Source organism: Bremerella sp. P1 (genome assembly GCF_028748185.1).
Taxonomy (GTDB): domain Bacteria; phylum Planctomycetota; class Planctomycetia; order Pirellulales; family Pirellulaceae; genus Bremerella.
The window spans coordinates 4,757,006-4,782,025 of record NZ_CP118164.1; the positions used below are offsets into that span (position 1 = coordinate 4,757,006).

A 25,020-nucleotide genomic window follows, 5' to 3' on the forward strand; every position below is an offset into this window, starting at 1 on the left:
GGCAGCGTTGGATTGGCTGTCCATTGGCTCTCGAATCCGACGGTTAAAGCTAGGCATTATGTCGCGTCTCGCTAGTGAACCATGGACAGCTGTGCGACGTAAGAACTTTGACTCTTCGGTTCGCATAGTCGCTGGTATCCCTACGTCTTTTCAGGGATCACCCACGAGCCGAAATAGTTGTCAAGAATCTTAAGGTTAGTTATCTTAAAGGACTGATCTGAGACGCTCTTCTCGAGCCATATTCACAGTCGATCAAGTGCCGTGAAGGCCGTTGCAAAGCGTGCCTTGCGATCACCTACCTTTCCCGCCGCCCATCACTCTTTTTCAACACAAAGGCTGAAGCCATGACGATTCGCAAGTCTCGCCGCGAATTTCTCGAAGACTCTATGTTTGCCGCCGCCGCTGCTGCTGCGTTTGCGGCACCCACTTCGTTGATCGCGGCCGAAAAACAGAGCAAGAGCCCGAACGAAAAACTGCATGTCGCCGTCGTCGGTTTGAACGGCCGCGGTAACGCTCACATCGGTGGATTCACCAACCGTGACGACATCATCATCACTCACCTGTGCGATGTCGACTCGAAGTTCCACGAGAGCAAGGTGGAAGGGGTCGCCAAGCGTCAGGATGGACACAAGCCAAAGTTCGAGACCGATCTGCGTCGGGTCCTCGACGATCCTTCGGTCGATATCGTCTCGATCGCCACGCCAAACCACCTACACTCGTTGCAAGCCATTTGGGCGCTGCAGGCCGGCAAAGACGTCTATGTCGAAAAGCCAGTTAGCCACAACGTGAGCGAAGGTCGCCGCGTGGTCGAGGCAGCTCGCAAGTACGAACGTATCTGCCAGGCTGGCACGCAAAGCCGATCAAACCCAGGCATGATTGAAGCCATCGAGTTCGTTCAAAGCGGCAAGATCGGCGATGTTAAGGTCGCTCGCGGTCTGTGCTACAAGCCGCGTAAGAGCATTGGACCGAAGGGCAACTACGATCCGCCAGAGACGGTTGATTACAACCTGTGGCTGGGTCCAGCTCAGATGCAGCCGGTCACGCGACCACGCTTCCATTACGATTGGCACTGGCAGATGCCATTTGGCAATGGTGACCTTGGTAACCAGGGGATCCACCAGATGGACCTCGCTCGTTGGGGCCTCAACGCCAATGAACTGAGCAATGCGGTTATCAGCTACGGTGGTCGTTTCGGCTACGAAGACGCTGGTACCACGCCAAACACCCAGGTCGTCGTGCATGACTACGGCGATCGTTCGTTGGTGTTTGAAGTTCGTGGCCTGGTTTACGACAAGAAGCTGAAGGAAAGCAGCGTCAGCTACAAGGGCTCGAAGATTGGTGTGATCTTTGAAGGTACCGATGGCTACGTTGTGATGACCACCTACCATTCCGGTTCGGCCTTCGACAAAGATGGCAACAAGATCCGCGACTTCAATGGTGGTGGCGACCAGAACCACTACAACAACTTTGTCGAAGCGGTTCGCAGCCGTGACGTCGATCACCTCAACGGCGACATCCTGGAAGGTCACCTTTCCAGTGCTCTGTGCCACACGGGGCTGATCTCGTACCAGATGGGTGAACAGGTTTCGCCAGCGGAATGCCTGGAACGAATGGAAGCGATCAAGACGACTGAAAACGTCCGCGCTACCATGGAACGCGTTCAGGATCACCTTCGCGACAATGGCGTGAACATTGATAGCGAAGGGGTCACGCTCGGCCCAATGCTGGGCTTCGATCCGAAGAGCGAAACGTTCGTCAACAACGAAAAGGCAGACCAGTACCTCAGCCGCGACTATCGCAAGGGCTTCGAAGTCCCTGCTGAAGGCAAGGTCTAAGCGACCTCGTCAATTCGATCCACGAAAACGCCAAGCCAACCGCTTGGCGTTTTCTTTTTCTTGTCCCTTGTCGTTTCACAAGGGAGAGGGCCAGGGCGAGGGGAAACGATATAATGGGCGGCATGAATTCCTCGACGAAATCTCCGCCGTTTCGCATCCTTTACGAGAAGGGCCCATGCATCTGCGTGCAGAAGCAGGCGGGGCTGCTGACGCAAGCGCCGCCGGGGATCGACAACCTGGAAACGCAACTGCGGGATTTCATCAAGCAGCGTGAGCAGAAGACCGGCAACATCTACCTGGCGATCATTCACCGGCTTGATCGGCCGGTATCCGGTGTGATCGTCTTCTGCCGCAATGTCCGCGCGGCCCAGCGTTTGGCAGCCCAGTTCCGTGATCGTACCGTTCACAAAACGTATTGGGCCATCGTCCAGGGGCGCGTCGAAAGTCCGACGGGGGAGTGGGCCGATCACGTACGGAAGATCCCGGATATCGCGAAGGGAGAAGTCGTGGACGCCTCGGCCGACGGGGCCAAGTTGGCCAAGCTGGCCTATCGCGTCCTCGCCGAGACCGATTCGCATAGCTTGTTGGAGATCGAACTAGGAACGGGACGCTATCATCAAATACGCTTGCAGTGTGCCGCACGTGGTTTTCCCGTTTTGGGGGACGAACTCTACGGTGCGACCGAACCCTTCGGGCCAAGCGTAGAAGACGCGCGTCATCTGCATATTGCGTTGCATGCCCGGCGGCTTCAGTTTCGGCATCCCATGGTGGACGAACAGGTCGACATCACCGCGCCGCTTTCTTCGGCGTGGCAGAAATCGGGAATCTGGCAACAATTGAAGGAACAGTTGGAAGGGGAGGTGACGTCATGATTCGTCGTTATCGCGTGGGGTGGCTCTTCACGATGTGCGGTGCGCCGATCCAGGATGCCACGATTACGGTCGAAGACGACCGGATTCTCAGCATCGAAGAAGCTGGCATCTGGCATGATGCTGTCGACCTGAGCCAATGGGCCGTCATGCCGGCTTTGATCAACGCGCACACACATCTCGAATTCAGCAACTTGCATAATCCCCTGGGCACACAGGGCATGACCTTTCCGCAGTGGATCATGGAGGTTATCCGCTATCGGCAGGGATTCGGCGAGAACCTGGCGGTCGAGAAGGCCCAAGCCATTCGTAGCGGTCTCAAGCAGTGCGCTGATCATGGTGTGGGCGTAGTGGGCGAGATTGCAACGCTCCCCTTAATGGAAGTCGCCTACGATCGATTGGATGTGCATGTCGTTTCGCTTTTAGAGATGTTGGGACTCGATCCGGAGCGCGAAAAAGAGCGGGTCGGACAGGGCCGCGAGCATGCGGTCTATCCTTGGTCGCACGAGAATGTCACTCCGGGATTAAGCCCTCATGCCCCGTATTCCGCTGGCATAGGGATCATCGACCAGTGTGTTAAGCTGTCGCAGCAGCATCAATTGCCACTGGCGATGCACTTGGCAGAGTCCCTTGAGGAACTCGAGTTGCTTGAGAAGGGAACTGGCCCGTTTCGGATGATGCTCGAGAATATGGGGCTGTTCAATGAGTCAGACTTCCCGGGCAGCAAGAAGCCGGCGGATTACATCCAGCGACTTGCCACTGCGTACCGGGCAATGGTCGTGCATGGCAATTATCTCTCTGAGCCTGATATCGCATTGCTCAAAAGGTACCAGGAGACGATGAGCGTCTGCTATTGTCCGCGAACCCATGCCTACTTTCATCACGATCGCCATCCGATCGAAGCTTTGTTGGCCGATGGCATTCGTGTGGTACTGGGAACCGACTCGCGGGCCTCTTCGCCTGACCTCGACGTATGGGCCGAAGTGCAGCACGTTCGAGAGGTCTTCCCCAATATTCCAGCCGAACAGCTATTGCCGATGGTGACCCGCGACGCAGCGTTTGCCCTCGGGTTGGAAGACTCTTTCGGAACGATTGATCCCGGACAGAGAGCGATGGTTTCTGCCTTTGCAATCGGCAGCGATTGCCCCGATGTCCTCACCGCGATGTTGGGTGGGGCGCCGCGACTGTGGAACTTGGGAGTTGGCTTAACGCAACTCGACCTTGCCACTGCCTGAAGTGACTTTGCCGATCTCGAAAACGTCGCAGCCACCTTCAGCGAGCATCTTCTGCACGCTCGCCGCGTAGTAGCTGCTGACAATCACGACCAGGCCAATGCCCATGTTGAAGACGCGGGCCATTTCTTCGTCTTCGATCTCGCCCAACTGTTGGATCCATGGGAAGACCGGGAGATCGGGCCAACTTCCCTTCTTGATTTCCACGTCGACATTCTTGGGCAGAATGCGTTCCAGGTTTTCCTGTAGGCCGCCACCGGTAATATGGGCAATCCCATGAACGACGTTCTTGATCTTGTAATGGGAAAGAACGTTACGAACGGGTTGGACGTAAATCTTGGTCGGAGTCAGCAGGGTTTCCCCAACCGTTGCCCCCAATGATTCAATGTGATCGTCCAGGGTAAGGCCAGCAATATCGAAGACGACCTTCCGGACCAGGCTGAATCCGTTGGAGTGCACCCCGCTGGAAGATAACCCGAGGACAACGTCCCCGTCGGCGATGGCCTTGCCGTCGATCAGGTGCTTGCGATCGGCCACGCCCACGCAGAAGCCAGCCATGTCGTAATCGCCCACCTTGTAAAGGTCGGGCATGATCGCCGTTTCGCCACCAATCAACGCACAGTCACTATCGACACAGCCATTGGTGATACCGGTGACCAGTTGTTCCAGCAGTTCCGGATCGTCTTTTCCCATGGCAATGTAGTCGAGGAAAAAGAGCGGCTCGGCGCCACAGCAGATCGCGTCGTTCACGCACATGGCGACCAGATCGATACCGACCGTGTCATGCTTCCCGCTATCGATGGCCAGCTTGATCTTCGTGCCGACGCCATCGGTGCAGGAAATGAGGACGGGATCTTCATACTTTCGGGCAAATAGGGCGTTATCGAAATCGAGCTTGAAGAGCCCTGCGAAACCGCCGTCTAACTGCATCACCCGAGGAGAGAATGTCCGCTTTACCAACCGGGGAAGACGGGACATCGATTCTGCGTACACGTCGAGGTCGACGCCGGCATCTTTATAGGTGGCTTTTGCCATTATGGTTGTCTATCGAAACGGGGCCATTGCATCCAGAAACGACGATTTTCGACCCCACTGCCAGGATTGTCAACGCACCTGAATTCTCGTTCGCTCTTCCTGCCTAAGGGTGACGGTTGGGATGCGTGTACCGGTTCCGCCCCTCACACTGAGCCTGGTCGCTGTGGCCGAGGGATTCCGGTGCAGAAGATTTCCGAGAATTCTTCGAGGCGGAGGCCTGCCACGCTTTTGAGCATAATTTGCCCTCCCCCTAGCATCTGAAGAGGGGGGCGTGTTCAAATACGGGTGACAGAATGGTTAAAATAGACCGGCAAAATCGGAGGAATGGGAAAAATAATGATAGGCGGCTCCAATTTGTCTTTCCTATTGGCCCGAACATTGCGGTTAACGCGGACAATCCAGGGGGACTCGTTGCCGACGCAATCTTAGTCGACCCAGGCGGCGCCTTCGGCAGGTTGAACTCCTTCGAATCGATAAACTCTACGCAGGACCTACGCCTTAGCCCTAAGCTATTATTTCGCCAGACGATGCATCACGTGTTTTGAAGAAAAAAAATTGGTTTTAGGAGGGGCGTCTTCTCCGGTCTGCTGCGAATTGAGTGGTAGTGTTTCAGCACAATCATTCATTCGAGGTCTTAGGAGGTTAGATCGGACAGTCGCCTATGCTTATGGTTCATCCGCATCCGGAGCTGCAATTTAGTCACGTGCTTCCTTATGGAGCCATCCTGCACGAACGCGGCGTACGGTTTGTTGTATTCAGCCGATCCGCCACGGCGATGCGACTTTTGCTCTATAAGAACGTCGATGATCGCGAACCGAGCGAAATCATCGACTTCGATCGCGAGACAGATCGCTGGGGGGATATCTGGAGTATCTTCATTCCAGGTCTGTCCGCCGGTCAACTTTATCATTTTCAAGCCGAAGGGCCGTACAACCCAGACGAAGGCATGCTCTTCGATGGTCGTGCCCGGCTGATTGACCCCTACGCCAAAGCGCTCGCTGGTACTTTCCAGTCGGCCGACGACGGTATTATCCGTCCGCCCAAGTGCGTGGTGGTCGACGAAAGCTTCAACTGGGAAGGGGACCGCCATCTGAAGCGGGACCTGAGCGAATCGATCATCTACGAAATGCATGTCAAAGGTTTCACGGCGCACGAGTCGAGCGACGTCGAACACCCAGGCACCTATCGTGGTGTGGTCGAAAAGATCCCGTATCTCAAGTCCTTGGGGGTGACCGCGGTCGAGCTGATGCCGATCCACGAATTCCCCATCATGGACATGGTAACCGGGAAGACACCGACCCGCGGCAACTATTGGGGTTACGACTCCATGGCTTTCTTCGCGCCTCATCGTGGGTACGCGGCAAGCAAGACGCCGGGCGGACAGGTTCGCGAATTCAAAGAGATGGTCAAAGCGCTGCATCAGGCTGGCATCGAGGTCATCCTCGACGTCGTTTACAACCATACTTGTGAAGGAAACGAGAAGGGACCAATCCTCAGCTTCAAGGGGCTCGAGAATCAGGTCTATTACATGTTGGCCAACGGCGGTCGCGAGTATAAGAACTACTCAGGCTGCGGTAACACGGTCAACGGTAATCACCCGATCGTTCGCGAGATGATCTTTAACAGCCTGCGGCATTGGGTGCACAACTACCACGTCGATGGTTTCCGTTTCGATCTCGCATCGATTCTCAGCCGCGACCGCACTGGTAATCTGGTGGCCAATCCGCCGCTAGTCGAAGCCATTGCCGAAGACCCGATGCTGGCCGATACCAAGATCATCGCCGAAGCTTGGGACGCCGCCGGTGCTTACCAGGTCGGTTCGTTCGCCAACCTGCGTTGGGCGGAATGGAACGGCCGTTACCGTGACGACATCCGTAGCTTCTGGAAGGGCGAGCCACACAAGCTCGGGGCACTGGCCACGCGTTTGGCTGGTTCCAGTGACCTTTACCAGGCCGGTGGTCGTCAGCCGTACCACAGTATTAACTTCATCACGTCGCACGATGGCTTTCCGATGAACGACCTTGTGTCGTACAACCACAAGCACAACGAAGCGAATGGCGAAGGGAACCGCGACGGCGACAACCACAACCTGAGCTACAACTACGGTGTGGAAGGTCCGACCAAGCGAACCAGCATCGAGAAGATTCGCCGACAGCAGATCAAGAACATGTTCTGCACCCTGCTGCTTTCGCAGGGCGTGCCGATGATTCTGATGGGAGACGAAGTGCGTCGTACGCAGCACGGCAATAACAATGCCTACTGCCAAGACAACGAAATCTCCTGGCTAGATTGGTCATTGGTCAAGAAGAACGACGAGATGCGTCGCTTCGTCCGGGCTCTGGTCGCTTTTCGTCGTGATCAGCCAACCGTGCGTCAAAAGCACTTCCTGGGTGGTTATCCGACCGGACGCCGAGGCCTGTACGATGTGAACTGGTACAACAACCTGGGTACCGCAGTCGATTGGGACAGCGGCGACTCGATGCTGACGTGCCTCCTCGCTTCGCCGAACAAGGACAACGATCCCGAGAATATCGGTCGCGACGTCCTGCTGATGATGAACGGCAGTGCTTCACCGCAGCAGTTCATCCTGCCACCGGTTGCCAAGGGAACCAGCTGGCGAATGTTTGTCGACACGGCGGCGACTTCGCCGAGCGATGTCTACCCAGACCTCAACGGCCCACGACCTCCGGCAGCCGGCAAGTTTGTCATGCCGGAACGCAGCGTGCGAATCTACGTCGCTTCGCGATAAGTTCGCGTGCATTGAAAAAACGATCTAAGATGGCGGCTTGGAAACGAGCCGCCATTTTTTATTTCGAAGGTCTGGGTTATGAGTCAGCCCCAAGCTCTCGTCCAATGGACGATCGCCGAACTCCTTCTCGTGCTGGTTACCGGAACCGTAGTGCTCGGTTCGATGTGGGCTCCCCAGATATTTCTGTGGCTCGTACTGATGGGCGTGATGCTGTTCCTCTTTTCGCTGCTGGCGATTTCACGTGTTGGTCGCGGTTCGTGGCAAGCCTTTGCAACCGGATTCTGCTGCTTTGCGATCGGCTACTTCGCCGCATTGTTACTCGTCGAAAACAATAGCTTCAGCCTGTTGCAGGAAGTTCGCCAATTGCCCACCACAAACTGGATGTATCACTGGCAACCGGCCCTCACGCAGACCAAGTACATGAAAGATGGAGAGGCAATCCCTGCCTCACTCGATCCCACGATGGATATGTATGGAAACGTCGTCGACTCTGAGGGTAACTCGTTGGGTTCGACGATGATCGGAGGTGGTGGCTTTATCGGGGGCGGCGGTCCCAATGTTGTGATTCAAGCCATCCAAGTCGAGCGTACTCCCAGCCATGAGGCATACTTCACGCTAGGCCATGTCTTTTGGGCTCTTCTGTTGGGGTACCTCGGCGGCAAATTTGCCGTCGGCTTTCAACGATTTCAAAACAACCAAGAAACCAAGCCGGCACCCGTGGAGTAGAATGAAAGGATCCTTCACCTCTTCCCTACCCACCATCGTGGAGACTGCCATGAAAGTCTCGCTTGCACTTCTCTTCGCGTTGATCATTTCTCCAATCGCTGCTCTCGCCCAACAGCCACTGCCCAAGATCATTCTCTCGGAAGACGGTAAAGACTTTCGGCAGCAAGGGACGGATGCTCCGTTCTATGTGTGGGGCGTCAACTACGACCATGATGGCGACGGCAAGCTGATCGAAGACTACTGGCACGACGACTGGGCGGTGATTGAGGAAGACTTTGACGAGATCAAATCACTCGGGGCGAACGCGGTGCGGGTTCACTTGCAACTGCCCAAGTTCATGAAGACGGCCAGTGAGCCCAACGAGGAGAACCTCAAGAAGCTTGCCGATCTGGTGAAGCTGGCCGAAGCGAAGAAGCTTTATCTGAACCTGACCGGGCTGGGGTGTTACCACAAGCAGGATGTGCCTGCGTGGTATGACGAAATGAAGGAGGCCGAACGCTGGGAGGTTCAGGCCAACTTCTGGAAGGCAGTTGCGAAGGTCGGCAAGGATAGTCCGGCCGTATTCTGCTACGACCTGATGAACGAACCGGTGCTTGGTGGCGGAGCGAATGCCGATCAGTGGCTGGTTGGTGAGCCGCTGGGAGGCAAATACTTCGTACAGCGGATCACGACCGATGCCGCTGGCCGAGACAACAAAGAGATCGCCGCGGCCTGGGTAAAAAAGCTGACCGATGCGATTCGTGAAGTCGACCAGCAGACTCTCATCACCGTTGGCGTCATTCCATGGGCCCATGTGTGGCCCAATGCCAAGCCTCTCTTCTACAGCGAAGAAGTGGGCGAGCCGCTCGATTTCGCCAGTGTGCACTTTTACCCCGAGAAGGAAAAGATCGATAAAGCCATTGCCGCGCTCAAGGTCTACGATGTGGGCAAGCCACTGGTGATCGAAGAGTTCTTTCCTTTGAAATGCTCTTTGGAAGAAGCCCACGAGTTTCTGACCGAGGCCCGCCCCATTACCGATGGCGTCACGAGTTTCTACTGGGGAACGACGCGCAAGGAGTACGAAGAAGCTGGCACGATGCAGGGAGCAATTCTGGCACGCTGGCTGGAACGTTTTGAGGCGATGTCTAAGGGCAATGCCTCGAAAGAATAGGCAACTGTCTTACAGCTCCAGCACGATTGTCCACCAAGAAATAGCCAAGGGACCACAATATAATCTGCGGTCCCTTGGTAATCGGTCTATTTTAATTCGCTTTTGAGAAGTTCCAGCAGCATCGCCCACGACTTCTCGTCGGCCTCCTTGTTGTACTGCATGCCTGGGTTGCCGTGCTTGCCGGAGTCTTCCACGGTGAAACTATGCACGGCTCCTGGGAAAGCAACGAAGTTGAGATCGACTTCTGCGTCCTTCAACTTCCCTTGAAACGCGTCGATCGATTCCTTGGAAACAAAGCCATCATCGGCACCATGGCATACGAGGACCTTGGCTTTGATCGCTTTGGCTTGTTCTTCGGTCGGTGTCGGCAAAGCCGCATGGAAGGTCGCGATCGCGTCGACATCGGCACCGGTGTAGCCTAGTTGCAGTGCGGTCGATCCACCGAAACAGTACCCGATCGCGGCGATCTTTTCCGGATCGCACTGGGGTTGTTTCTTCAGGACGTCGAGCGCTGCAACAGCCCGTTTTTGCCACTGGTCGACGTTGGCTCGAACCTTGCCCGCCATTTGGCCGGCGTCTTTGGGGTGATCGACGAACTGGCCATCGCCGTACATGTCCGCCGCGAAGGCAACGTAACCGAGTTCGGCCAGCATCTTCGTGCGCTTCTTGGCGTAGTCATTCAGCCCCCACCATTCATGAAAGACAAGCACCGCAGGACGCGGGCCTTCGATCGAGTCGTCGTAGGCTAAGAATCCATCAAACGTCTTGTCGCCGACTTGGTATTTGATGACTTTGGTTTTAACTTCCGCAGTTGCGATGGAAGTCGTCAAAGCCAGGATCGCGAGAGACAAAGCGATACAGCGCATGGTGTTTCTCCACAGGTTGGAAAGGGTAAAGCGGACCGCGATCCCTGCGGCAATAAAACAAGCTGCCTTTGGTTATATCAAATTCGCTAGGGCCCTTCTGTACCCGGTGTGAGCTAGGCGGAAGCACGCAGCAGCTTATGCAAACCCAAGCAGCCTTGGTGTGGGGTGGGTGCGGCATGATCACCGATTTTGCGTGGTTCCCCGCTCCGCGGTTTGGAAGCAACACATTGTTATCCGGCACGTCGGCCAAAGGTCGGGATCCAGCAGGAAACATGACGACAGTATTCCAAGTACGATTCCCCGAATCGCCTGGTCATGTCACGTTCTTCAATCGGTCGCACGACCAGTTGCCAGACTAGCACGCCTAAACCCACGTAGATCAGTAGCGGAACCGATTGAAAAATAATGGCGACTGCCAGGCCCTGTCCGATGCCTGAGATGGCCATGGGGTTGCGGACATAGTGGTAGGGGCCCGAGACAACCAGGTTGTTGGTTTGATCCAGGGGAAGTGGCGTGCCGGCACCATCTCGAACCATGAAGTAGGCACTGGTGAGTCCAAGCAAGCTAAAGCCGCCAAACAGCAACCCGCCGACCAGCAGCCATATCCCTGGGGTCGGAAGAATGAAAGATCCAAACGCATCGAGAATCACGTAGGGAACGATCACCAAGGCCATCGTCCAAATGCAAACAGTCTGGATGAGCGTTTTGATAGCATTCCACGCCATGCTGGTGGAGGAAGCACGAAACGCCAAATCGCTGAAGCAGAGAAACGCATTATAGGTGAGCCCCACCAGCATCAGGCCGGTTGGCAAATAGCCACTGGCCGTCAGCACCGTGGCGTTGACGCAGTAGAGCGACGCGTACGCAAAAGCACCCAAGATCACCAGTTCGATGGCCGAATTCTGCTTGTAGGCACGAGCGGTCGATAAAGCCGCAATCAAGATGACATCCGGAGCGAAGAATGCCCAGAACGCGGTCGACGGGATTTCGTCGAATTGAAACGCTGCAAAGAAGGCTTCATTCGAAGCGAGCCCAACCCACCACGCGCTGATCAAAGCAGCTTGAAGTAAGTAGGCTGTTTCTTTCATGTATGAGTCTCAATGGCGAAAAACGTTGAGCATGGACGGGGCGGCGGTAATTGCTCTGATTCATGATCGGCCCGCTTGCCAGATTCGCTGCAGCGCGTGGTTAGACCGCATCTGATCTTTGCGGCCAAGTTGCTCCAACGCGGGAAGTTTCAAGTTGTCCCGTCCGGTCCTACCTTGCATTTCACGGTTCTGTCTTCTGGTTGCAGCTGCCCAATTATTGGTCAGAAACCGACCATTCTACGACATCGGTCAGCTCTTGCCCGCGAGTGTAAGCGTCAATAAGTCGTTGGATCGTTTCTTCGTCTGCCCCATCGAATCGCCTAGGCGATTCTTCGCCGAGCTTTTTCCAAAAAGCGATGACGCGAACATGGTCTACGTTCATCTCGTGTTGAAAACTCAGATACGACTCGCCCGAATCAAGGCCGACGGGAGCAACGAGCAAAGCGGTTCTCGTCTTACCGCTCGTCCAATCGATCGCGCTGACCACTTTTCGAACTTCCTCGGCATTTGCTGACGTTCGAGTAGCAGAGCCATCGTAGGTATCCTTGGCCCGATCATATGTGGCCGTGTCGATCGAGAATTCTGTCGCTTTTGAGCGTTCACTCGTTTGGGAATCCACACAGCCGACAAGCAGCAGTCCCAGTACCAGCAAGAAGGGTTTGATCGTATTCATCGACAGAGTTCCTCTGTATGAGCCCGGCTCACACAGAAACATTTCGCGGGATCCACTCGATAATTCGCACTGAGGGACATTTTTGAAAATGGACACCGAATGCCCATGTGTGATGGTGCAAAGATGATGGCATCTTACTCAACCGATGAACGACCAGCAAATTCACAACATATTCTCCGGAAGATAAGCGGAGATCGTTTCAATGCGCCGCTCTCATAGAGGTCGACCAAAGACTCTCAGACGGAGAACGATAGCATCAAAAAACTCACCGCCGAAACGATGTTCAGCGGTGAGTTCCAATTGATACTCAAGATGGCAGACTGTAGCGAATTACTTCTTTACTTCGTCCAGTCGCAGGACTTTGATCGCCAGTTCCTCGAGCTGTTTGCGATCGACCGTGCTTGGGGCTTCGGTCATCAAGTCGGCGGCACGCTGCGTCTTGGGGAACGCGATGCAGTCGCGGATGTTGTCCAGGTAGCCAAACAGCATCACCCAGCGGTCGATACCGAGGGCAATACCACCGTGCGGCGGAGCACCGTACTGGAGTGCATCGAGCAGGAAGCCGAACCGTTCTTTGGCGTCTTCTTCCGTCATGCCCAAGAGGCCGAACACCTTCTGCTGCGTGGCGTTGTCGTGGATACGAATCGTGCCACCGCCCGCTTCGCTACCGTTGATCACCAGGTCGTAGGCCAGGGCCCGACACTTGCCAGGATCGCTGTCGAGAAGTTCGACGTCTTGCGGCCGTGGCGCGGTGAACGGATGGTGCATGGCAACCCAGCGGCTCTCTTCTTCGTCGTAGTCGAACATGGGGAATTCGACCACCCAGCTGTAGTGCATCGCTTCGGGATCGTAGAGCTTCAGCTCCGCACCCAGCTTCTTACGCAGACCGTAAAGGGCCTTACAGGTTACCTCGAACTTGTCGGCAACGATCAGGATCAAGTCGCCAGCCTCGGCGGCGAAGCGTTCTTTGAACTTGGCCAACAGTTCTGGAGCGAAATTCTTCGCGATCGGCGAGTTGAGGGTTCCGTCCGCTTCGACCTTGAACCAGGCCAGGCCCTTGGCACCGAAGTCGTCTTGAACCATCGAGGTCATGTCGTCGATCAGGCGGCGCGAGTACTTATCGGCAGCACCCTTGGCACAGATCCCGCGAACTCGGTTGCCGGCATCGGCCACGGCTTTGAACACGCGGAACTCCGCTTCGGCAGCCAGGTCGGTGGCATCGACGATTTCCAAATCGAATCGCAAGTCTGGAGCGTCGTGACCGAAGCGTTCCATGGCTTCGTCGTAGGTCATCCGTGGCAGGGGACCTTGAACATCCGCGCCGTGGACTTCCTTGGCAACCTTGGTGACCAGGCCATCGATGATGCCGATCACGTCGTCCATTTCACAGAAGGCCATCTCGAGGTCCAACTGCGTGAACTCAGGCTGACGGTCGGCGCGAAGGTCTTCGTCGCGGAAGCAGCGGGCAACCTGTACGTAGCGGTCATAACCGGCCATCATCAGGATCTGCTTGTACAGCTGCGGCGACTGCGGCAGAGCATAGAATTCACCATGATGGACGCGGCTGGGGACCAGGTAATCGCGAGCCCCTTCCGGCGTGCTGCGGCCGAGAATCGGTGTCTCGACATCGATGAATTCGTGCTCCTCGAAGTAGTCACGCATCAGCTTGATAATCTTGCTTCGCAGCAGCATCGTGTTTTGCATCTGCTGGCGGCGAAGGTCCAGATATCGATGCTTCAGACGCAGGTCTTCGCCTGGCATGTCTTGCTGACCGGGAAAGAAGGGCGGCGTCTTGCACTTGTTCAGGACGACTAGCTTCTCGACTTTGATTTCAATTTCGCCGGTGATCAGCTTGGGGTTGACGGTCCCATCGGGGCGCGGATCGACCTTCCCGATGATCTGAATTACGTCTTCATTGCGTAGACTTCGCGAGAGCTTCTGCGTTTCCTCGCCGCTATCGCTGCTGAAAACCACCTGAGTCTTGCCGTATCGGTCGCGAAGATCGACAAACAGCCCGCCGCCATGGTCGCGGTACGAATCAACCCACCCAGCCAGGGTAACGGTTTGGCCGACGTCGGATTTTCGTAATTCGCCGCAAGTGTGTGTGCGATACAAGGTTCTGTTCCTCGCAGGTGATCAGGACAGCGTCGATATGACAGGGGGAAATCGAGTATTTTAGACCGACAAGGCCTGAATGCCTAGATTGGGCTTTCCAAGCGGAATTTGGGTAAGGAAGAGGGAGTTAGCTACAGAGGCCACAGAGATCACAGTGAAATTGGAGGTTGCTTCCAGGGATCGCACGGACAGGAGAAGGGCGTTGCCCGCAGGACTGTTTTCTCGAAATACCAGTGTTATTGATGGTTCATTCCCCTTCGGTGCTCTCTGTGTCCTCTGTGGCTAAATCCTTTCCGAATTGACCTTATCGATCATAACGACCGCTTCCCTCATCTTGCTGCATCAGGTATACCGGCGCTCATGAGTGAACTCCTTGAAATTCCGGAAGTGGTCGGGCTGCAGTCTCGATCCGATGTGATTCGCATCCCTCCTGACTTGGACGTCCCGTTGACCGGTCGGGTTCGGCATCTGGTCGATACGGCCGAATTTCGCCGGTTGGTCCACATCAGCCAACTGGGACTGGTGTCACTCGTATTCCCGGCGGCTCATCACAGTCGGTTCGAGCATAGTCTGGGCGTTTACCGGACGATGCTGCTTTATCTGCAGCGGCTGGCCCACGTGCCGGAGTTCGCGGCGGTGATCGAAACCAAGGATGCCGAGTTAATGATCGTGGCGGCTCTGCTGCACGATCTGGGACATTGGCCCTTCTGTCATCCGATCGAAGACATGCGATTGGGCGGCGTACCGGAGCATGAACTTTTCGCTAATAGCTTTATGCTGGAAGGAGAAGTCGCCGATTGTTTGCGTGATGATTGGGGCATCAACCCGCGCGATGTCGTCAGCTTCCTGTCCGAGAAGGGCCGTACCAGCAAGATGAAGCTGATGCAAAGCGTCATCTCGGGTCCGATTGATGTCGACAAGCTCGATTACCTGCAGCGTGACAGTCTGCATGCCGGCGTCCCTTACGGCCGCAACTTTGACCAGCAGCGCCTGATCGCCAGTCTGTGCGTGAACGAGGCAGGGGATAAGCTCGCCCTGACGAACAAGGGACGCACAGCCGCCGAGATGATGGTCTTTGCCCGGTACGTCATGTTCAGCGAAGTCTATTGGCACCATGCCGTGCGAAGTGCGACGGCCATGCTACAGCGTGCCTTTTTCATGCTGCGTCCGCAGTTGGAACTCGACTCGCTGTTCCGCCTGGCAGAACGAACGATGGTCGACACCATGCTCGAAGCGGCCAGCAATGGTCCTGCTCGCGATTTGCTGGATGGCCTATTCGGTCCTTCCCGTAGACTCTACAAGCGACTATTCGAGTACTCGCACTTCGATCATCCGGAGCTGTTTCATCAGATTGCTCGACGTCCTTATGATTGGTTGGTCGAGTTGAGCGACCAGTTCGCGACGGCCCTTTCGCGGCACCTGTCACGTCGCGTGGCACCGCATGAAATCTTAATCGATGCTCCTCCGGTCAAGTTGGAAGTGCAATTCAATATCGATGTCCTCGACCAGAAGTCAGGCAAGTATCGTGCGCTGGGAGATGTGTCGCCGATGGTCGAGACGCTCGCTAAGAAGCAGTTCGACGACTTCGTGAAGAAAGTGCGAATCTTTATTCATCCGCGCCTTGAGGACTCGATCGGGAGTGACCCGGCGATCGAATCCTTGTTTATCGATACGGTCCGGAGCATGTTTCCGGAAACGGGCTAAACGCCCAGTTTATTTCGACTTGAGATCGAAGTTGTGCTCGAGTGAAGAGCTAGTTACCTCGATCTTGAGTTCCGTGTCTTTGTTGAAATTCTTCGGAATAGCTTCTGCGGTGACTTCCTCGGTGGGGCTGTCGGCCGTGCCGTAGGTCTTCTTTTGACCGACAACTTTCGGCGAATTGATTTTGACCGCTTTGCTGCCTGGCGTGGTCATCACCGAGTACTCGCCGTTCTCGATCGAACCCCCTTCAACGCCTCCTTTGCCATCGGTGGCCTCGAGCGTGATCTTCCCTTTGCTGACGGGTTGGCCATCGAGCGTTACTTTGCCAGTCACTTCGACCATGCCAGAACGTCCCGATCCGCATCCGAAGCTGAGCAGCAATAGGAGTGACAGCCCGATGGTCCCGGCTACTAGTTGTGGTGTCCTCATGGTGCGATTCATCCTGAGCGAGGTAAGCATTCGACTTGCGTCATACGGCAGACTAGTTAAGCGAAAGGGACTCCTTGCCTTCCATCGTTCCGGCTGCTCGCCAAACGTTGATGGCAATCGTTTCGCTGACAAAATGAACGGACCCATCGGCCATTAGGACCTGGACGCCTCCGGGATGCAGACTGCGGGCCGCGTGATGTTCATTGCCTCCAACACACGGCAGGCCAATCTCCGGCTTATCGACACACCAAGCCGAGGACATCACATCCGCTGCCGAAGAGTTGGGTGTCGAGACGGTCATAAAGCCGCCGCCGGCTGCATCGTCGTTGAATGAATCTCCGCGATGGTCCGGTTCTGAGTCGTTCGGATGGGCTCGCAATTCCGACATGAGCAACGTATTGCTGAGACCGTCGATAAAGCCAGAGAAATCACTCGTGCGTGGCGTTTCACCAAGAGCACCGTTGTTCCCCTCAAAGCCAAATGGAGCTTTGAGGGATTCAATCGACGTAGGTCCGCCGTTAGGAATGGTAACGTTGCCGTAGTTCACCCCGTAGTGAATGCGACAGCGCCAATAGGCGTCTGAGGTATTCATCTTGCCACCGTTCATGCTGGGGCAGTAGTAAAACTCGACCGGCTGTGCCAAGACACCATCAAACGTGTTTTGAATGATATTCGGCGATTCGTAGAACGCCTTGTTGTAGTCGTAGGCTTCGGCCAGGTTGTTCTGTTCGACGTAAGGCCACAGGCTCACGACCCAAGTATGTCGTCTGCCGTTGCTGTCGTTCGTCGCACCGAACGGTAACTTCTGAACCGTGTCGTGGTAGTTATGCATCGCCAGACCCCATTGCTTGAGGTGGTTGGTGCACTGCATTCTGCGAGCAGACTCGCGCGCCATTTGAACGGCCGGGAGCAGTAAAGCGATCAGGACGCCAATAATGGCAATGACGACCAATAGTTCTACGAGCGTGAAACCGCGAGAAGAGGATGTGCGTATCACGGTGCCATTCCTTACGTCGAATGTTGAATGAGATAAGGACAAGCGTGCAAAGATGTTCGCAGTTTCTTATGTATGAGATCGTAAACTGAGAATCTCTAGAGAAAACGCTTACCCCCTTGATGGTAGCGAGTGTTTCTGGGCAGTACAAGAATTATTGCCACAATAACCATTTCATTGGGGCAATGATGAACGAGGGCTAGTTTAAGATGCCATCGCGGCTTGATTGTAGCGAGCCAAAAACCACCCGTCCCCCAGCGAAACACTTCGCCTCAGATGATGGGGTTCGAGCAGGCCACCAACGAATGATTCGGGCTGATTGCCTGAGGGATGCCATTCCAACCAGACACCCCGTTCGTTTCCCGAGAGCTGAAAACGAATGCCCCCGGCATCACTGCGTTCGATGCTGCTGAACGTCGGTCCGGACTTGGCCATTGGTGGTGTCGTGAGTAGTAGGAGCGTCTTTGGTTTCCCCGATGGATACGCCATGAACGGTCCCAGACTCTCCGACTCGCCGTCGATCGAGGGCCAGTCTTGTTTGAGCGAATGGGCGATCGGTTGAAAGGCCGCCACGTGAGCATCGATCCGGATCCGCTTTCCGGTCCAGATCAGTTCATCCCATCCGTTAATCAAACCAAGCCAGCCACAGCCCAGCGAAAGAACAACCATCCAGGAAGCGAGCGTGCGATGGCCGCGAGAGCCCATCGTCATGCCGAGCGTCAGCATCCCCAGGCTAACGCCGCCGACCACGACCATCAAACCCAACGCAACAATCTTCCACTGAGCAGCCAACGAGTTGGCGAATTCGTCCAGGTCGGAACCATCCTCCAACCAGCCGACCTGGAACCCAAGGTGGTCCCAGGTAGAAGAAAATCGTGCGTCCCACACAATCCAGCCAGCCAGTAGCAGCAAGACGCCAGCATTCACCAACCAAAGCATAAGCGGATGACGCCCCAGCGTGAGATCACGCAGCCAAACCATGGTGGCCGAGAATCGGAACCATCGTGAACGTGTCGCAAGGTGGTCGGCTGGGGCGTGCATGAAGTCTTCGTGCTTTCTCTTCCTATCGAAAGGGCAGGGCAGGAGCTCGCTTCAACTAGGAGGCTACTTCGTCGTGCTGCCAGCGGTCTGGGACGAATCGGCATCACAGTAAGACAGGGCCATCAGCGCGAATGCTGTTGCCAGGTTCTTATCGTTCTCGAACCAGCGACCGTTCTCGTTCGACCACGAGCCATCTTCATTTTGTCGCTTGGCCAATTCGTCGATCAGTTCTTCTCGCCAGTTGTGAGTTTTGCCATCAGCGTCGGTCACTTCGGTCAAGCCAGCCGTACCAAGACCAGCGGCAAACGTGTGGTAGTAGTAGAACAAGCCGGCACTACCCATGCCTGGGTTCTGCTCGACGCTGTAGTTGTCGGTCACCCACTGGGAAGCGGCTTGCACGCGTGGGTCCTCTTTGGTCAGGCCAGCGTAGATCATGCTCTTCAAACCGGCGTAGGTCATCGATCCATAGCTGCGGATGCCGCCGTTCTCGGTGTAACGTTCAGGCGATGTCGAGGGATCGATCTTTTCGCGGGGCACTTCGTAGAAGAAGCCACCGTCGTTCACCTTTCCGGCGAACTCGGTTTCGTTGTACTTGCTTTCCAAATTCTGGCAGCGGGAAACAAAGGCCAAAGCACGTTGAATCGCTTCGTCCTCGGCTTCACTGCCTGTTTCGATCAACGCTTCGACCAGGTAGCCTGTGTTGGAAAGATCGGGGCGACCGGCACCCCCATAGCCGACACCACCGAACCAGACGTCGTCTTGCTTGACGTCGCCTTTGCCGTACTGCAGTCCGGTGACAAACTCGCGAGCCTTCTTGAGCGTGTCGTTATAGCGTCCGTCGGCGTTGGCTTCTTGGAAGCAAAGCATCGCAACGCAGGTTTCGTAGTTTCGCAGTCGACCATTGCCATAGATGCCACCATCCGGCTTAACGAATCCTTCCAACGCTTTCAGCCCTTTGGCAACGACGGTGTCATCGACCGTCTTGCCGCTGCGAAGTGCCCCGGTTACCGCGAGAGCGGTGAGACCTGGACCTGCTTTGGCGGTGAAACTGCCATCAGGGGCTTGGCCATTTTTCTCCAGATACTGAAGCCCCTTGGCCACAATCGTTTCGAGCTTCTTTTGTGACTCGCTCGAAATGGGGCTATCCGCGGCGATCGCGAGTGATCCGAACGCCAAAAGCAAACAGGGGGTAATTCCAACGAAAACGCGACGGGAAATGTTCACAGCAACCTCTCTTCTCTTAGCTAGTAGTAGCGCGCGCAACGTTGATAAGCAAAGGTCATGCCAGCACGCTTAGGGTCGAAATGAGCGAGTGAAATCCGGTGGATTTACGCTATCCGTGACTTGATAAGAATTTCGGGTGTCGACGCAAATGACATGGTTGTCACATGAATCGACATACGCGGCGGCCTAGTCCTTTCCATCAAGATGCCACATCCGAAGCGTTCACCTTATTCTGCGTCTAAGTGAGAAAATACAGGCTTGCGGTCGAAATTGCTGGGACTCTGAGGACGATTGCGGTGGGCAGAATAGGACATTCCGTTACGATGAAGCGACTGGAGGAGGGACTTTGTCCCAGCGTGAATATGAGTTTGCACACGGAGGCCGCATGAATTCCCAGTCACCGGAAGTCGACGGGCGTAGTCCGCTGCTCAAGAGAGTGATCGATGTGATCGACCGCTTGGTCGTTCCGTTGGTGTGGTACAGCGTCGTGATGTTGGCAATCGAATGCCAGTTCTATCCCGATAGTGACAGCTACGATACACCGCCGTACTTTCTCTGGTCTGAACGCGTCGTCGCGCTGATCTTCACCATCGAATACATCGTTCGCCTGCTGCGAAATTCAGGCCGTGGTTTTTATCCGTTCACCGCGCTTGGCGTGGTCGATCTGATCTCGATTCTTCCTTTTTGGATTGGTTTTATTCCGGCGGTCGATCCTTACCTGCGATTGGTCCGCACACTGCGTGTATTGCGAATGTTGAAGTTCTTCCGCTATTCGCGGGGACTACAACTCATGGCTCTGGGTTTCTACCGTTCGTATTGGAACCTGAGACCGCTGATGCTGGCGACGCTGATGATGATTCTGTTCACCATGTTCGCACTGTACGAAGTCGAGGGGATGCATCAGGATGAGTTTCGCAGCCTGTTCACCGTGGCCTGGTTTCTCGAAGTAACCGGGACCACCGTTGGCTACGGCGATCTGTCGCCGCAATCGACGCCGGGGAAGATCATTGTTATGGTCTTCATGATCGGAGGTTTGGCGATCTTCATGGCCTGCTTCAGTGCGATCACGAGCAGCTTCGATCAGGTATTCAAGGAAGCGGCAGATCCAGAATTCGATCCTTTGGACGAATTCGAGAAAGTTCGCGAAGAACAAGAAGAACTGGAAGAGCACTTCAAGGATACCGGTACGTCCGATGTCGAAGACGAAGCGGCCGAAGTGGAGCAACTGGAAGCGGAAGAAGAACCGACCGACGAGTCGAAAGAAGTCGGCGCAACTCCTTAATCGTTGTCGCGAGGAATCAGCATGGAACCACGGGTCAGTCTCATTACGTTAGGTGTCACAGACCTGCAGCGGTCGCTGGAGTTTTATCGCGACGGACTGGGCCTGCCGACCTCGTGGCAAGGAGACCAAGGGGTGGTCTTCTTTCGGACAACCGGTACCTGCCTGGCCCTTTATCCGCTCGATAAGCTGGCCGAGGATGTCGGCGGTGATTGGATTGGTGAGCAGCGTTCTCGGTTCACGGGAATCTCGCTGGCGCACAACGTTCGCGAGAAAGAAGACGTCGACCGCATCTTGAAGCAAGCCGAGGCAGCCGGTGCCAAAGTAGAAAAGCCGGCGCAGGACACCTTCTGGGGTGGCTACGCCGGCTATTTTTCCGATCTCGACGGGTATTTGTGGGAAGTGGCTTACGGTGCGTTCGACTTCAATGAAGACGGCAGTCTGAAGATTCCCTAAGGCCGCTTGGCCCCCTTTTTCATCTCGTCGAGCATAAAGTTAACTTCGTTCTCACCTGGTTCGACTACGGCAGCCAATTCCGTCTGCGTATTGTATTTGGGCGGAAGGATTTCTGGTTGCCAACGCGACTCGCCGGTTTCCGGGTTTTCAATGCGGTCTTCGGTCGTGATCGCCACTTGGTGATTACCGACCAAAGCGCCCCATTCCTTGCCCATGAAGTTCAATGTGTATTCACCGGCCTCGTTGGTCTTGCCATAGGAAGGCCGACCACTCTCTGGCTGAAAGCGAACCGTGGCATCGGCAAGCGGTTTACCTTGCAGCATCACCGTGCCATGGACGTCGCCGAAATCCAGATCAGGACGACCGCTAAAGCAGCCAAGCGTGGTTGTCAGTGCGGCGAGTAGTGCCAATCGCCATACCATGATAGTTCTCCCGAATAGAGGTTCTTAGGGCTCCTACTTGCCGACGATTAGTACTCGCCGATCGTCTTGCCATCGAAACGATTCGAGAGATTCTGGTAGGTATTCTGGTCGATGGTTTCCGGCAGAAAGTGAACGCTTCCGTCCGCGAAAGCAAACATGGCACCGCCTGGGTGAAGGCTGCTGAACCAGTGACGGAACTGCCAGTTGGTTGGTTCCGGCTCATTGAGCGGGTAGCCTGTGCTCCCGGCGACTTCCATAGACCCGTAGTATCCACTGTTATCCTGGTTGCCGTTGGTGGTTCCGGCCCACTGAGTGTAGGTCGTGTTGGTATTGAACGGAAGTTTGAAGTGACGTTCGCCGACCATCATCGTATTGGACGAACCGTCAGTGATGTCGCGGAACGAATACCCTTTCACGCGGTCGGTAAAGATTCCGGAGGCGGAGGGAGTCGGGCCTTCATCGTAGTAGTAAACCCGAGGGCCGGTGCCGTTGACACCAGGGTAGCTCGACAAGCCCAGATTGGCACCCGATACGGCTCGTGGCGAAGTATCGCTGGAGCGTGCGTCCGAAGGACAGGTAAATGCTTCGAGCGACTGGCCGAGGATCTCCGGGCCCTGCGTCGAGGCTGCGGCGTCCTTGAGTGTCTGTTTACCAACTTGAAGTGTGTCGAAGATGTTGCCCTGCTCGATCATCGGCAAAATCAATGCACTCCAAGCCCACGCTGGATCAGTCGCGGTGTCTTCGCGCACGATCATTGGCGGAAAGCTGCCGTGCGTGTCGTGATAGTTGTGCAGAGCCAATGCGAGTTGCTTTTGATTGTTTGAGCAAGACATCCGTCGTGCGGCTTCACGTGCTTGTTGGACTGCCGGTAGAAGCAGAGCAATGAGCACACCGATAATGGCGATCACGACCAATAGTTCGACCAGGGTAAAGCCTGGGCGTTTACGATTCAGAGTCATAGCGATATCCAAATAGGAAAGAGTCAACGAAAGCACAAATGCGCATGATGAGAGGCGGTGGGGCGCGGGTGCTAAGGGAAAAGGGGCTGGAAATAAAACGTATTAATTCTCAAAAACACTGTGTTTCCATGCTTCTTTTGTAGCAAATACGCGCGATATCAACCAGCAGAAATCCGGATTTATTCGTCTTTTAAAAACACATGCAAGAAAGAAGCCCCTTAGCGGTTTTCAACGGTGCTCAATATAGAGCCCGGTACGGCAAGGCGCACGGCGGGAGACGGCGAGGGGATACAAAAAAAGAGCATAATCCGTGAGGACCATGCTCTGGTTGTGGGTCTCTTGAGGACTAAGCTCACTTTTTCGGCCGATCGATAACAAACTTGACCGGCTCGCCTTTAAGAGGCACGGTCACGTTCAAATCGGTCGACTTGTATTCGAGATAACGCTTGTGCACGATCGGCGAGTAATTGCCTTTTTCGTCGGGCTCCATCACACCGCCGAGCGTCACTTTGTACGTACCAGCCGGTAGGCCTTTTTCCACAGAGAATTTTCCTTCGGTATCGATCGGCGCGATATCGGAATACTGCCCGTCGTCGAAGATGAGTTCGCCCTGTGCCATGGGAGTTCCATCAGAGTATTCAACCGTTCCAAAGACGGCGTTTTCTGATTGTTGACCGCACCCTAGACCACTGACCAGCAGTAGTAGGCACGGGGCAAGAAGCGTTAAACGAGTCATTAGATGAGCCCTCGCATGATGTTGTTAGTGGTTGTCGTAATGCAGCGGAGTCATGCTCGAGGAGGCTCCGCCGCCGTTTGATGCAAGGTGCGATTAGAAGTCGCCAATGACATTGCCATCCATCGCATTGCCCAGGTTTTCCAGGGTGCTTTGCGAAATGTTGGTCGAGATGGCACGAACCGAACCGTCGCCCAGGACGAACTGGGTGACGCCAGGATGCCAACTACCGTGCCCCTGACCGTTGTCAGGTCGAGCGTTGTCATTGGGACCTCGGCCTAAACGCAGGCGAATGGAACTGGCGACGGAGAACTCTCGCCAACCGTCTGATGAATACAGGAACGATCCGTCAGCGCCGGACGAACCGCAGCAAACGCCTACCTGATCTTTACCAATACCCTTTTCACCGAACATCAACGTGTTGCTCAGCCCGTCAGTCACGCGTGCGAACGAGTCACGCGGATTGGCCTCACCACATGGGTTGTTATCACCAGCGCTCGTGGGAATACCGACACGCAGAATGCTCTTGATGTCGTTCACGTGTGAGCTGTCATTGGGATTATGGTAGGCGTTGAAGACGGTGCTGGACGAGTCATAGCCCACCGCGCCGTAGTCGCTCCATGGCCCCTGCTGGCTCCCCGATCCCTTCATTTGCACACCGCTTCGTCGCGAAGGGCATGTCATGTAAGAGATGGAGCTGACGCCTTCTTTCTGCTGCTGAGTAAGGTTCGCAAAAATCACGTCTTTCCAGTCGTCGGTGTTCACCGCATGCAGCAATTCGTACTGGGCGTTTTGTTCCGCGAACGGCATCAGATGCACCCAAACGCTATAGCCTTGCTGACAGTTCACCAATGGCGGAAGCTTAGTGTAGGTGTCGTGAAACATGTGGCTTGCCAGGCCGATTTGCTTCAGATTGTTCGAGCACTCGCTACGACGAGCAGCTTCACGGGCCTGTTGAACTGCCGGCAACAAAAGTGCAATCAACACGCCGATAATGGCAATCACGACCAATAATTCGACCAGAGTAAAGCCTGGACGCGAGCGAGAATTCTTCATGGTGCACCCCCTTCGAGAGCTCGGAAGCATACGGAATCACAGATTTAGAAAGATGATAAGAATGAGGCGATCCGCACCATCAAGATGGTGTCATGCTAGATAGTGCGCTATTAGCTCGTCTCATCCCCGTAATAAGTATCATTTTGCGCTTGCGATGTCCAGGCTCAAAGACAAGGAGATGCTAAAGAGTTGTTGAGATAGTATGTAATAACTTGTGTTTATGGTTCTTCCGTATTGTTGAGTTACGCCCATAGGAAGTATGCCTGGAATGTCTGATATCGGGGCATGCGTTCCATAGGCCGAGATGATGCCTCGTGGAAACTAGGCGCAAAAGCATACATCCTGCTGGGATCCCGCTTCGTAGCAAATTGGGGCCGACTTTGGAGAG

Annotated in this window: 22 protein-coding genes; 9 read left to right on the forward strand and 13 right to left on the reverse strand. The window is 55.2% G+C overall.

The window, feature by feature from the left end; all coding sequences use genetic code 11:
• Window positions 1-344: 344 nt before the first annotated feature.
• The 3 genes from PSR63_RS19975 (at window position 345) to PSR63_RS19985 (ending at window position 3,939) form a co-directional block, all read left to right on the forward strand.
• A complete protein-coding gene (locus PSR63_RS19975; protein WP_274327443.1) occupies window positions 345-1,835 on the forward strand; it encodes a Gfo/Idh/MocA family protein in 1,491 nt (496 codons plus the stop codon).
• A gap of 122 nt (window positions 1,836-1,957) precedes the next feature.
• On the forward strand, window positions 1,958-2,707 hold the full coding sequence (locus PSR63_RS19980; RefSeq protein ID WP_274327444.1) for an RluA family pseudouridine synthase: 750 nt from the start codon (window positions 1,958-1,960) through the stop codon (window positions 2,705-2,707).
• Window positions 2,704-3,939, forward strand: coding sequence for an amidohydrolase family protein (locus PSR63_RS19985; protein ID WP_274327445.1), 1,236 nt, complete (start codon window positions 2,704-2,706; stop codon window positions 3,937-3,939). The genes PSR63_RS19980 and PSR63_RS19985 overlap by 4 nt, the downstream gene beginning before the upstream one ends.
• Here the strand turns inward: PSR63_RS19985 and purM are convergent.
• Complete coding sequence (purM, locus tag PSR63_RS19990; RefSeq protein WP_274327446.1) at window positions 3,910-4,971, reverse strand: phosphoribosylformylglycinamidine cyclo-ligase; 1,062 nt, start codon at window positions 4,969-4,971, stop codon at window positions 3,910-3,912. The genes PSR63_RS19985 and purM overlap by 30 nt on opposite strands.
• Window positions 4,972-5,632: 661 nt before the next feature.
• Between purM and glgX the strand changes: the two genes are divergently transcribed.
• The 3 genes from glgX to PSR63_RS20005 all read left to right on the forward strand — a co-directional run bounded on the left by glgX (window position 5,633) and on the right by PSR63_RS20005 (window position 9,596).
• Window positions 5,633-7,720, forward strand: a complete 2,088-nt coding sequence (gene glgX / locus PSR63_RS19995; RefSeq protein WP_274327447.1) for a glycogen debranching protein GlgX — start codon at window positions 5,633-5,635, stop codon at window positions 7,718-7,720.
• A gap of 78 nt (window positions 7,721-7,798) precedes the next feature.
• Window positions 7,799-8,446, forward strand: a complete 648-nt coding sequence (locus tag PSR63_RS20000) for a hypothetical protein (RefSeq protein ID WP_274327448.1) — start codon at window positions 7,799-7,801, stop codon at window positions 8,444-8,446.
• Between the two features lie 49 nt (window positions 8,447-8,495).
• Complete coding sequence (locus PSR63_RS20005; protein ID WP_274327449.1) at window positions 8,496-9,596, forward strand: cellulase family glycosylhydrolase; 1,101 nt, start codon at window positions 8,496-8,498, stop codon at window positions 9,594-9,596.
• A gap of 86 nt (window positions 9,597-9,682) precedes the next feature.
• Here PSR63_RS20005 and PSR63_RS20010 read toward each other — a convergent pair whose 3' ends face one another.
• From PSR63_RS20010 to aspS, 4 genes are all read right to left on the reverse strand, one after another.
• Window positions 9,683-10,462 (reverse strand): dienelactone hydrolase family protein, encoded by a 780-nt coding sequence (locus tag PSR63_RS20010; protein ID WP_274327450.1) that lies wholly within the window; start codon window positions 10,460-10,462, stop codon window positions 9,683-9,685.
• A gap of 230 nt (window positions 10,463-10,692) precedes the next feature.
• Window positions 10,693-11,550 (reverse strand): methyltransferase family protein, encoded by an 858-nt coding sequence (locus PSR63_RS20015; RefSeq protein WP_274327451.1) that lies wholly within the window; start codon window positions 11,548-11,550, stop codon window positions 10,693-10,695.
• 214 nt (window positions 11,551-11,764) lie between these two features.
• Window positions 11,765-12,223: a hypothetical protein gene (locus PSR63_RS20020; RefSeq protein ID WP_274327452.1), complete on the reverse strand. Its 459-nt coding sequence runs from the start codon at window positions 12,221-12,223 to the stop codon at window positions 11,765-11,767.
• A gap of 330 nt (window positions 12,224-12,553) precedes the next feature.
• The gene (gene aspS / locus PSR63_RS20025) at window positions 12,554-14,338 is read right to left on the reverse strand and encodes an aspartate--tRNA ligase (RefSeq protein ID WP_274327453.1); all 1,785 of its coding nucleotides are present in this window, start codon (window positions 14,336-14,338) and stop codon (window positions 12,554-12,556) included.
• Window positions 14,339-14,698: 360 nt separating this feature from the next.
• Between aspS and PSR63_RS20030 the strand changes: the two genes are divergently transcribed.
• A complete protein-coding gene (locus PSR63_RS20030; protein ID WP_274327454.1) occupies window positions 14,699-16,042 on the forward strand; it encodes an HD domain-containing protein in 1,344 nt (447 codons plus the stop codon).
• Window positions 16,043-16,051: 9 nt separating this feature from the next.
• Here PSR63_RS20030 and PSR63_RS20035 read toward each other — a convergent pair whose 3' ends face one another.
• The 4 genes from PSR63_RS20035 to PSR63_RS20050 all read right to left on the reverse strand — a co-directional run bounded on the left by PSR63_RS20035 (window position 16,052) and on the right by PSR63_RS20050 (window position 19,658).
• Window positions 16,052-16,468: a hypothetical protein gene (locus PSR63_RS20035; protein WP_274327455.1), complete on the reverse strand. Its 417-nt coding sequence runs from the start codon at window positions 16,466-16,468 to the stop codon at window positions 16,052-16,054.
• 52 nt (window positions 16,469-16,520) lie between these two features.
• On the reverse strand, window positions 16,521-17,465 hold the full coding sequence (locus tag PSR63_RS20040; RefSeq protein ID WP_274327456.1) for a DUF1559 domain-containing protein: 945 nt from the start codon (window positions 17,463-17,465) through the stop codon (window positions 16,521-16,523).
• A 201-nt stretch (window positions 17,466-17,666) separates the two neighbouring features.
• Window positions 17,667-18,503, reverse strand: a complete 837-nt coding sequence (locus PSR63_RS20045; RefSeq protein WP_274327457.1) for a hypothetical protein — start codon at window positions 18,501-18,503, stop codon at window positions 17,667-17,669.
• A gap of 63 nt (window positions 18,504-18,566) precedes the next feature.
• The gene (locus PSR63_RS20050; protein WP_443111102.1) at window positions 18,567-19,658 is read right to left on the reverse strand and encodes a prenyltransferase/squalene oxidase repeat-containing protein; all 1,092 of its coding nucleotides are present in this window, start codon (window positions 19,656-19,658) and stop codon (window positions 18,567-18,569) included.
• A gap of 454 nt (window positions 19,659-20,112) precedes the next feature.
• Here PSR63_RS20050 and PSR63_RS20055 point away from each other — a divergent pair, with 454 nt between their 5' ends.
• Both PSR63_RS20055 and PSR63_RS20060 read left to right on the forward strand, forming a co-directional pair.
• Window positions 20,113-21,009 (forward strand): ion transporter, encoded by an 897-nt coding sequence (locus PSR63_RS20055; protein ID WP_274327458.1) that lies wholly within the window; start codon window positions 20,113-20,115, stop codon window positions 21,007-21,009.
• 21 nt (window positions 21,010-21,030) lie between these two features.
• Entirely contained in the window at window positions 21,031-21,462 is a 432-nt protein-coding gene (locus PSR63_RS20060; RefSeq protein WP_274327459.1) for a VOC family protein, read from the forward strand.
• Here the strand turns inward: PSR63_RS20060 and PSR63_RS20065 are convergent.
• The 4 genes from PSR63_RS20065 to PSR63_RS20080 all read right to left on the reverse strand — a co-directional run bounded on the left by PSR63_RS20065 (window position 21,459) and on the right by PSR63_RS20080 (window position 24,632).
• On the reverse strand, window positions 21,459-21,884 hold the full coding sequence (locus PSR63_RS20065; RefSeq protein ID WP_274327460.1) for a carboxypeptidase-like regulatory domain-containing protein: 426 nt from the start codon (window positions 21,882-21,884) through the stop codon (window positions 21,459-21,461). The genes PSR63_RS20060 and PSR63_RS20065 overlap by 4 nt on opposite strands.
• 47 nt (window positions 21,885-21,931) lie before the next feature.
• Complete coding sequence (locus PSR63_RS20070) at window positions 21,932-22,843, reverse strand: DUF1559 domain-containing protein (RefSeq protein ID WP_274327461.1); 912 nt, start codon at window positions 22,841-22,843, stop codon at window positions 21,932-21,934.
• Window positions 22,844-23,195: 352 nt separating this feature from the next.
• Window positions 23,196-23,579, reverse strand: a complete 384-nt coding sequence (locus PSR63_RS20075) for a hypothetical protein (protein WP_274327462.1) — start codon at window positions 23,577-23,579, stop codon at window positions 23,196-23,198.
• 93 nt (window positions 23,580-23,672) lie between these two features.
• Window positions 23,673-24,632, reverse strand: coding sequence for a DUF1559 domain-containing protein (locus tag PSR63_RS20080; RefSeq protein ID WP_274327463.1), 960 nt, complete (start codon window positions 24,630-24,632; stop codon window positions 23,673-23,675).
• Window positions 24,633-25,020: the final 388 nt, after the last annotated feature.

Bases quoted from the DNA above. Each gene is read 5' to 3' on its own strand.
- PSR63_RS19975 (WP_274327443.1), top strand. From the start codon at position 345: ATGACGATTCGCAAGTCTCGCCGCGAATTTCTCGAAGACTCTATGTTT.
- PSR63_RS19980 (WP_274327444.1), top strand. From the start codon at position 1,958: ATGAATTCCTCGACGAAATCTCCGCCGTTTCGCATCCTTTACGAGAAG.
- PSR63_RS19985 (WP_274327445.1), top strand. From the start codon at position 2,704: ATGATTCGTCGTTATCGCGTGGGGTGGCTCTTCACGATGTGCGGTGCG.
- purM (WP_274327446.1), bottom strand. From the start codon at position 4,971: ATGGCAAAAGCCACCTATAAAGATGCCGGCGTCGACCTCGACGTGTAC.
- glgX (WP_274327447.1), top strand. From the start codon at position 5,633: ATGCTTATGGTTCATCCGCATCCGGAGCTGCAATTTAGTCACGTGCTT.
- PSR63_RS20000 (WP_274327448.1), top strand. From the start codon at position 7,799: ATGAGTCAGCCCCAAGCTCTCGTCCAATGGACGATCGCCGAACTCCTT.
- PSR63_RS20005 (WP_274327449.1), top strand. From the start codon at position 8,496: ATGAAAGTCTCGCTTGCACTTCTCTTCGCGTTGATCATTTCTCCAATC.
- PSR63_RS20010 (WP_274327450.1), bottom strand. From the start codon at position 10,462: ATGCGCTGTATCGCTTTGTCTCTCGCGATCCTGGCTTTGACGACTTCC.
- PSR63_RS20015 (WP_274327451.1), bottom strand. From the start codon at position 11,550: ATGAAAGAAACAGCCTACTTACTTCAAGCTGCTTTGATCAGCGCGTGG.
- PSR63_RS20020 (WP_274327452.1), bottom strand. From the start codon at position 12,223: ATGAATACGATCAAACCCTTCTTGCTGGTACTGGGACTGCTGCTTGTC.
- PSR63_RS20030 (WP_274327454.1), top strand. From the start codon at position 14,699: ATGAGTGAACTCCTTGAAATTCCGGAAGTGGTCGGGCTGCAGTCTCGA.
- PSR63_RS20035 (WP_274327455.1), bottom strand. From the start codon at position 16,468: ATGAGGACACCACAACTAGTAGCCGGGACCATCGGGCTGTCACTCCTA.
- PSR63_RS20045 (WP_274327457.1), bottom strand. From the start codon at position 18,503: ATGCACGCCCCAGCCGACCACCTTGCGACACGTTCACGATGGTTCCGA.
- PSR63_RS20055 (WP_274327458.1), top strand. From the start codon at position 20,113: ATGAATTCCCAGTCACCGGAAGTCGACGGGCGTAGTCCGCTGCTCAAG.
- PSR63_RS20060 (WP_274327459.1), top strand. From the start codon at position 21,031: ATGGAACCACGGGTCAGTCTCATTACGTTAGGTGTCACAGACCTGCAG.
- PSR63_RS20065 (WP_274327460.1), bottom strand. From the start codon at position 21,884: ATGGTATGGCGATTGGCACTACTCGCCGCACTGACAACCACGCTTGGC.
- PSR63_RS20070 (WP_274327461.1), bottom strand. From the start codon at position 22,843: ATGACTCTGAATCGTAAACGCCCAGGCTTTACCCTGGTCGAACTATTG.
- PSR63_RS20075 (WP_274327462.1), bottom strand. From the start codon at position 23,579: ATGACTCGTTTAACGCTTCTTGCCCCGTGCCTACTACTGCTGGTCAGT.
- PSR63_RS20080 (WP_274327463.1), bottom strand. From the start codon at position 24,632: ATGAAGAATTCTCGCTCGCGTCCAGGCTTTACTCTGGTCGAATTATTG.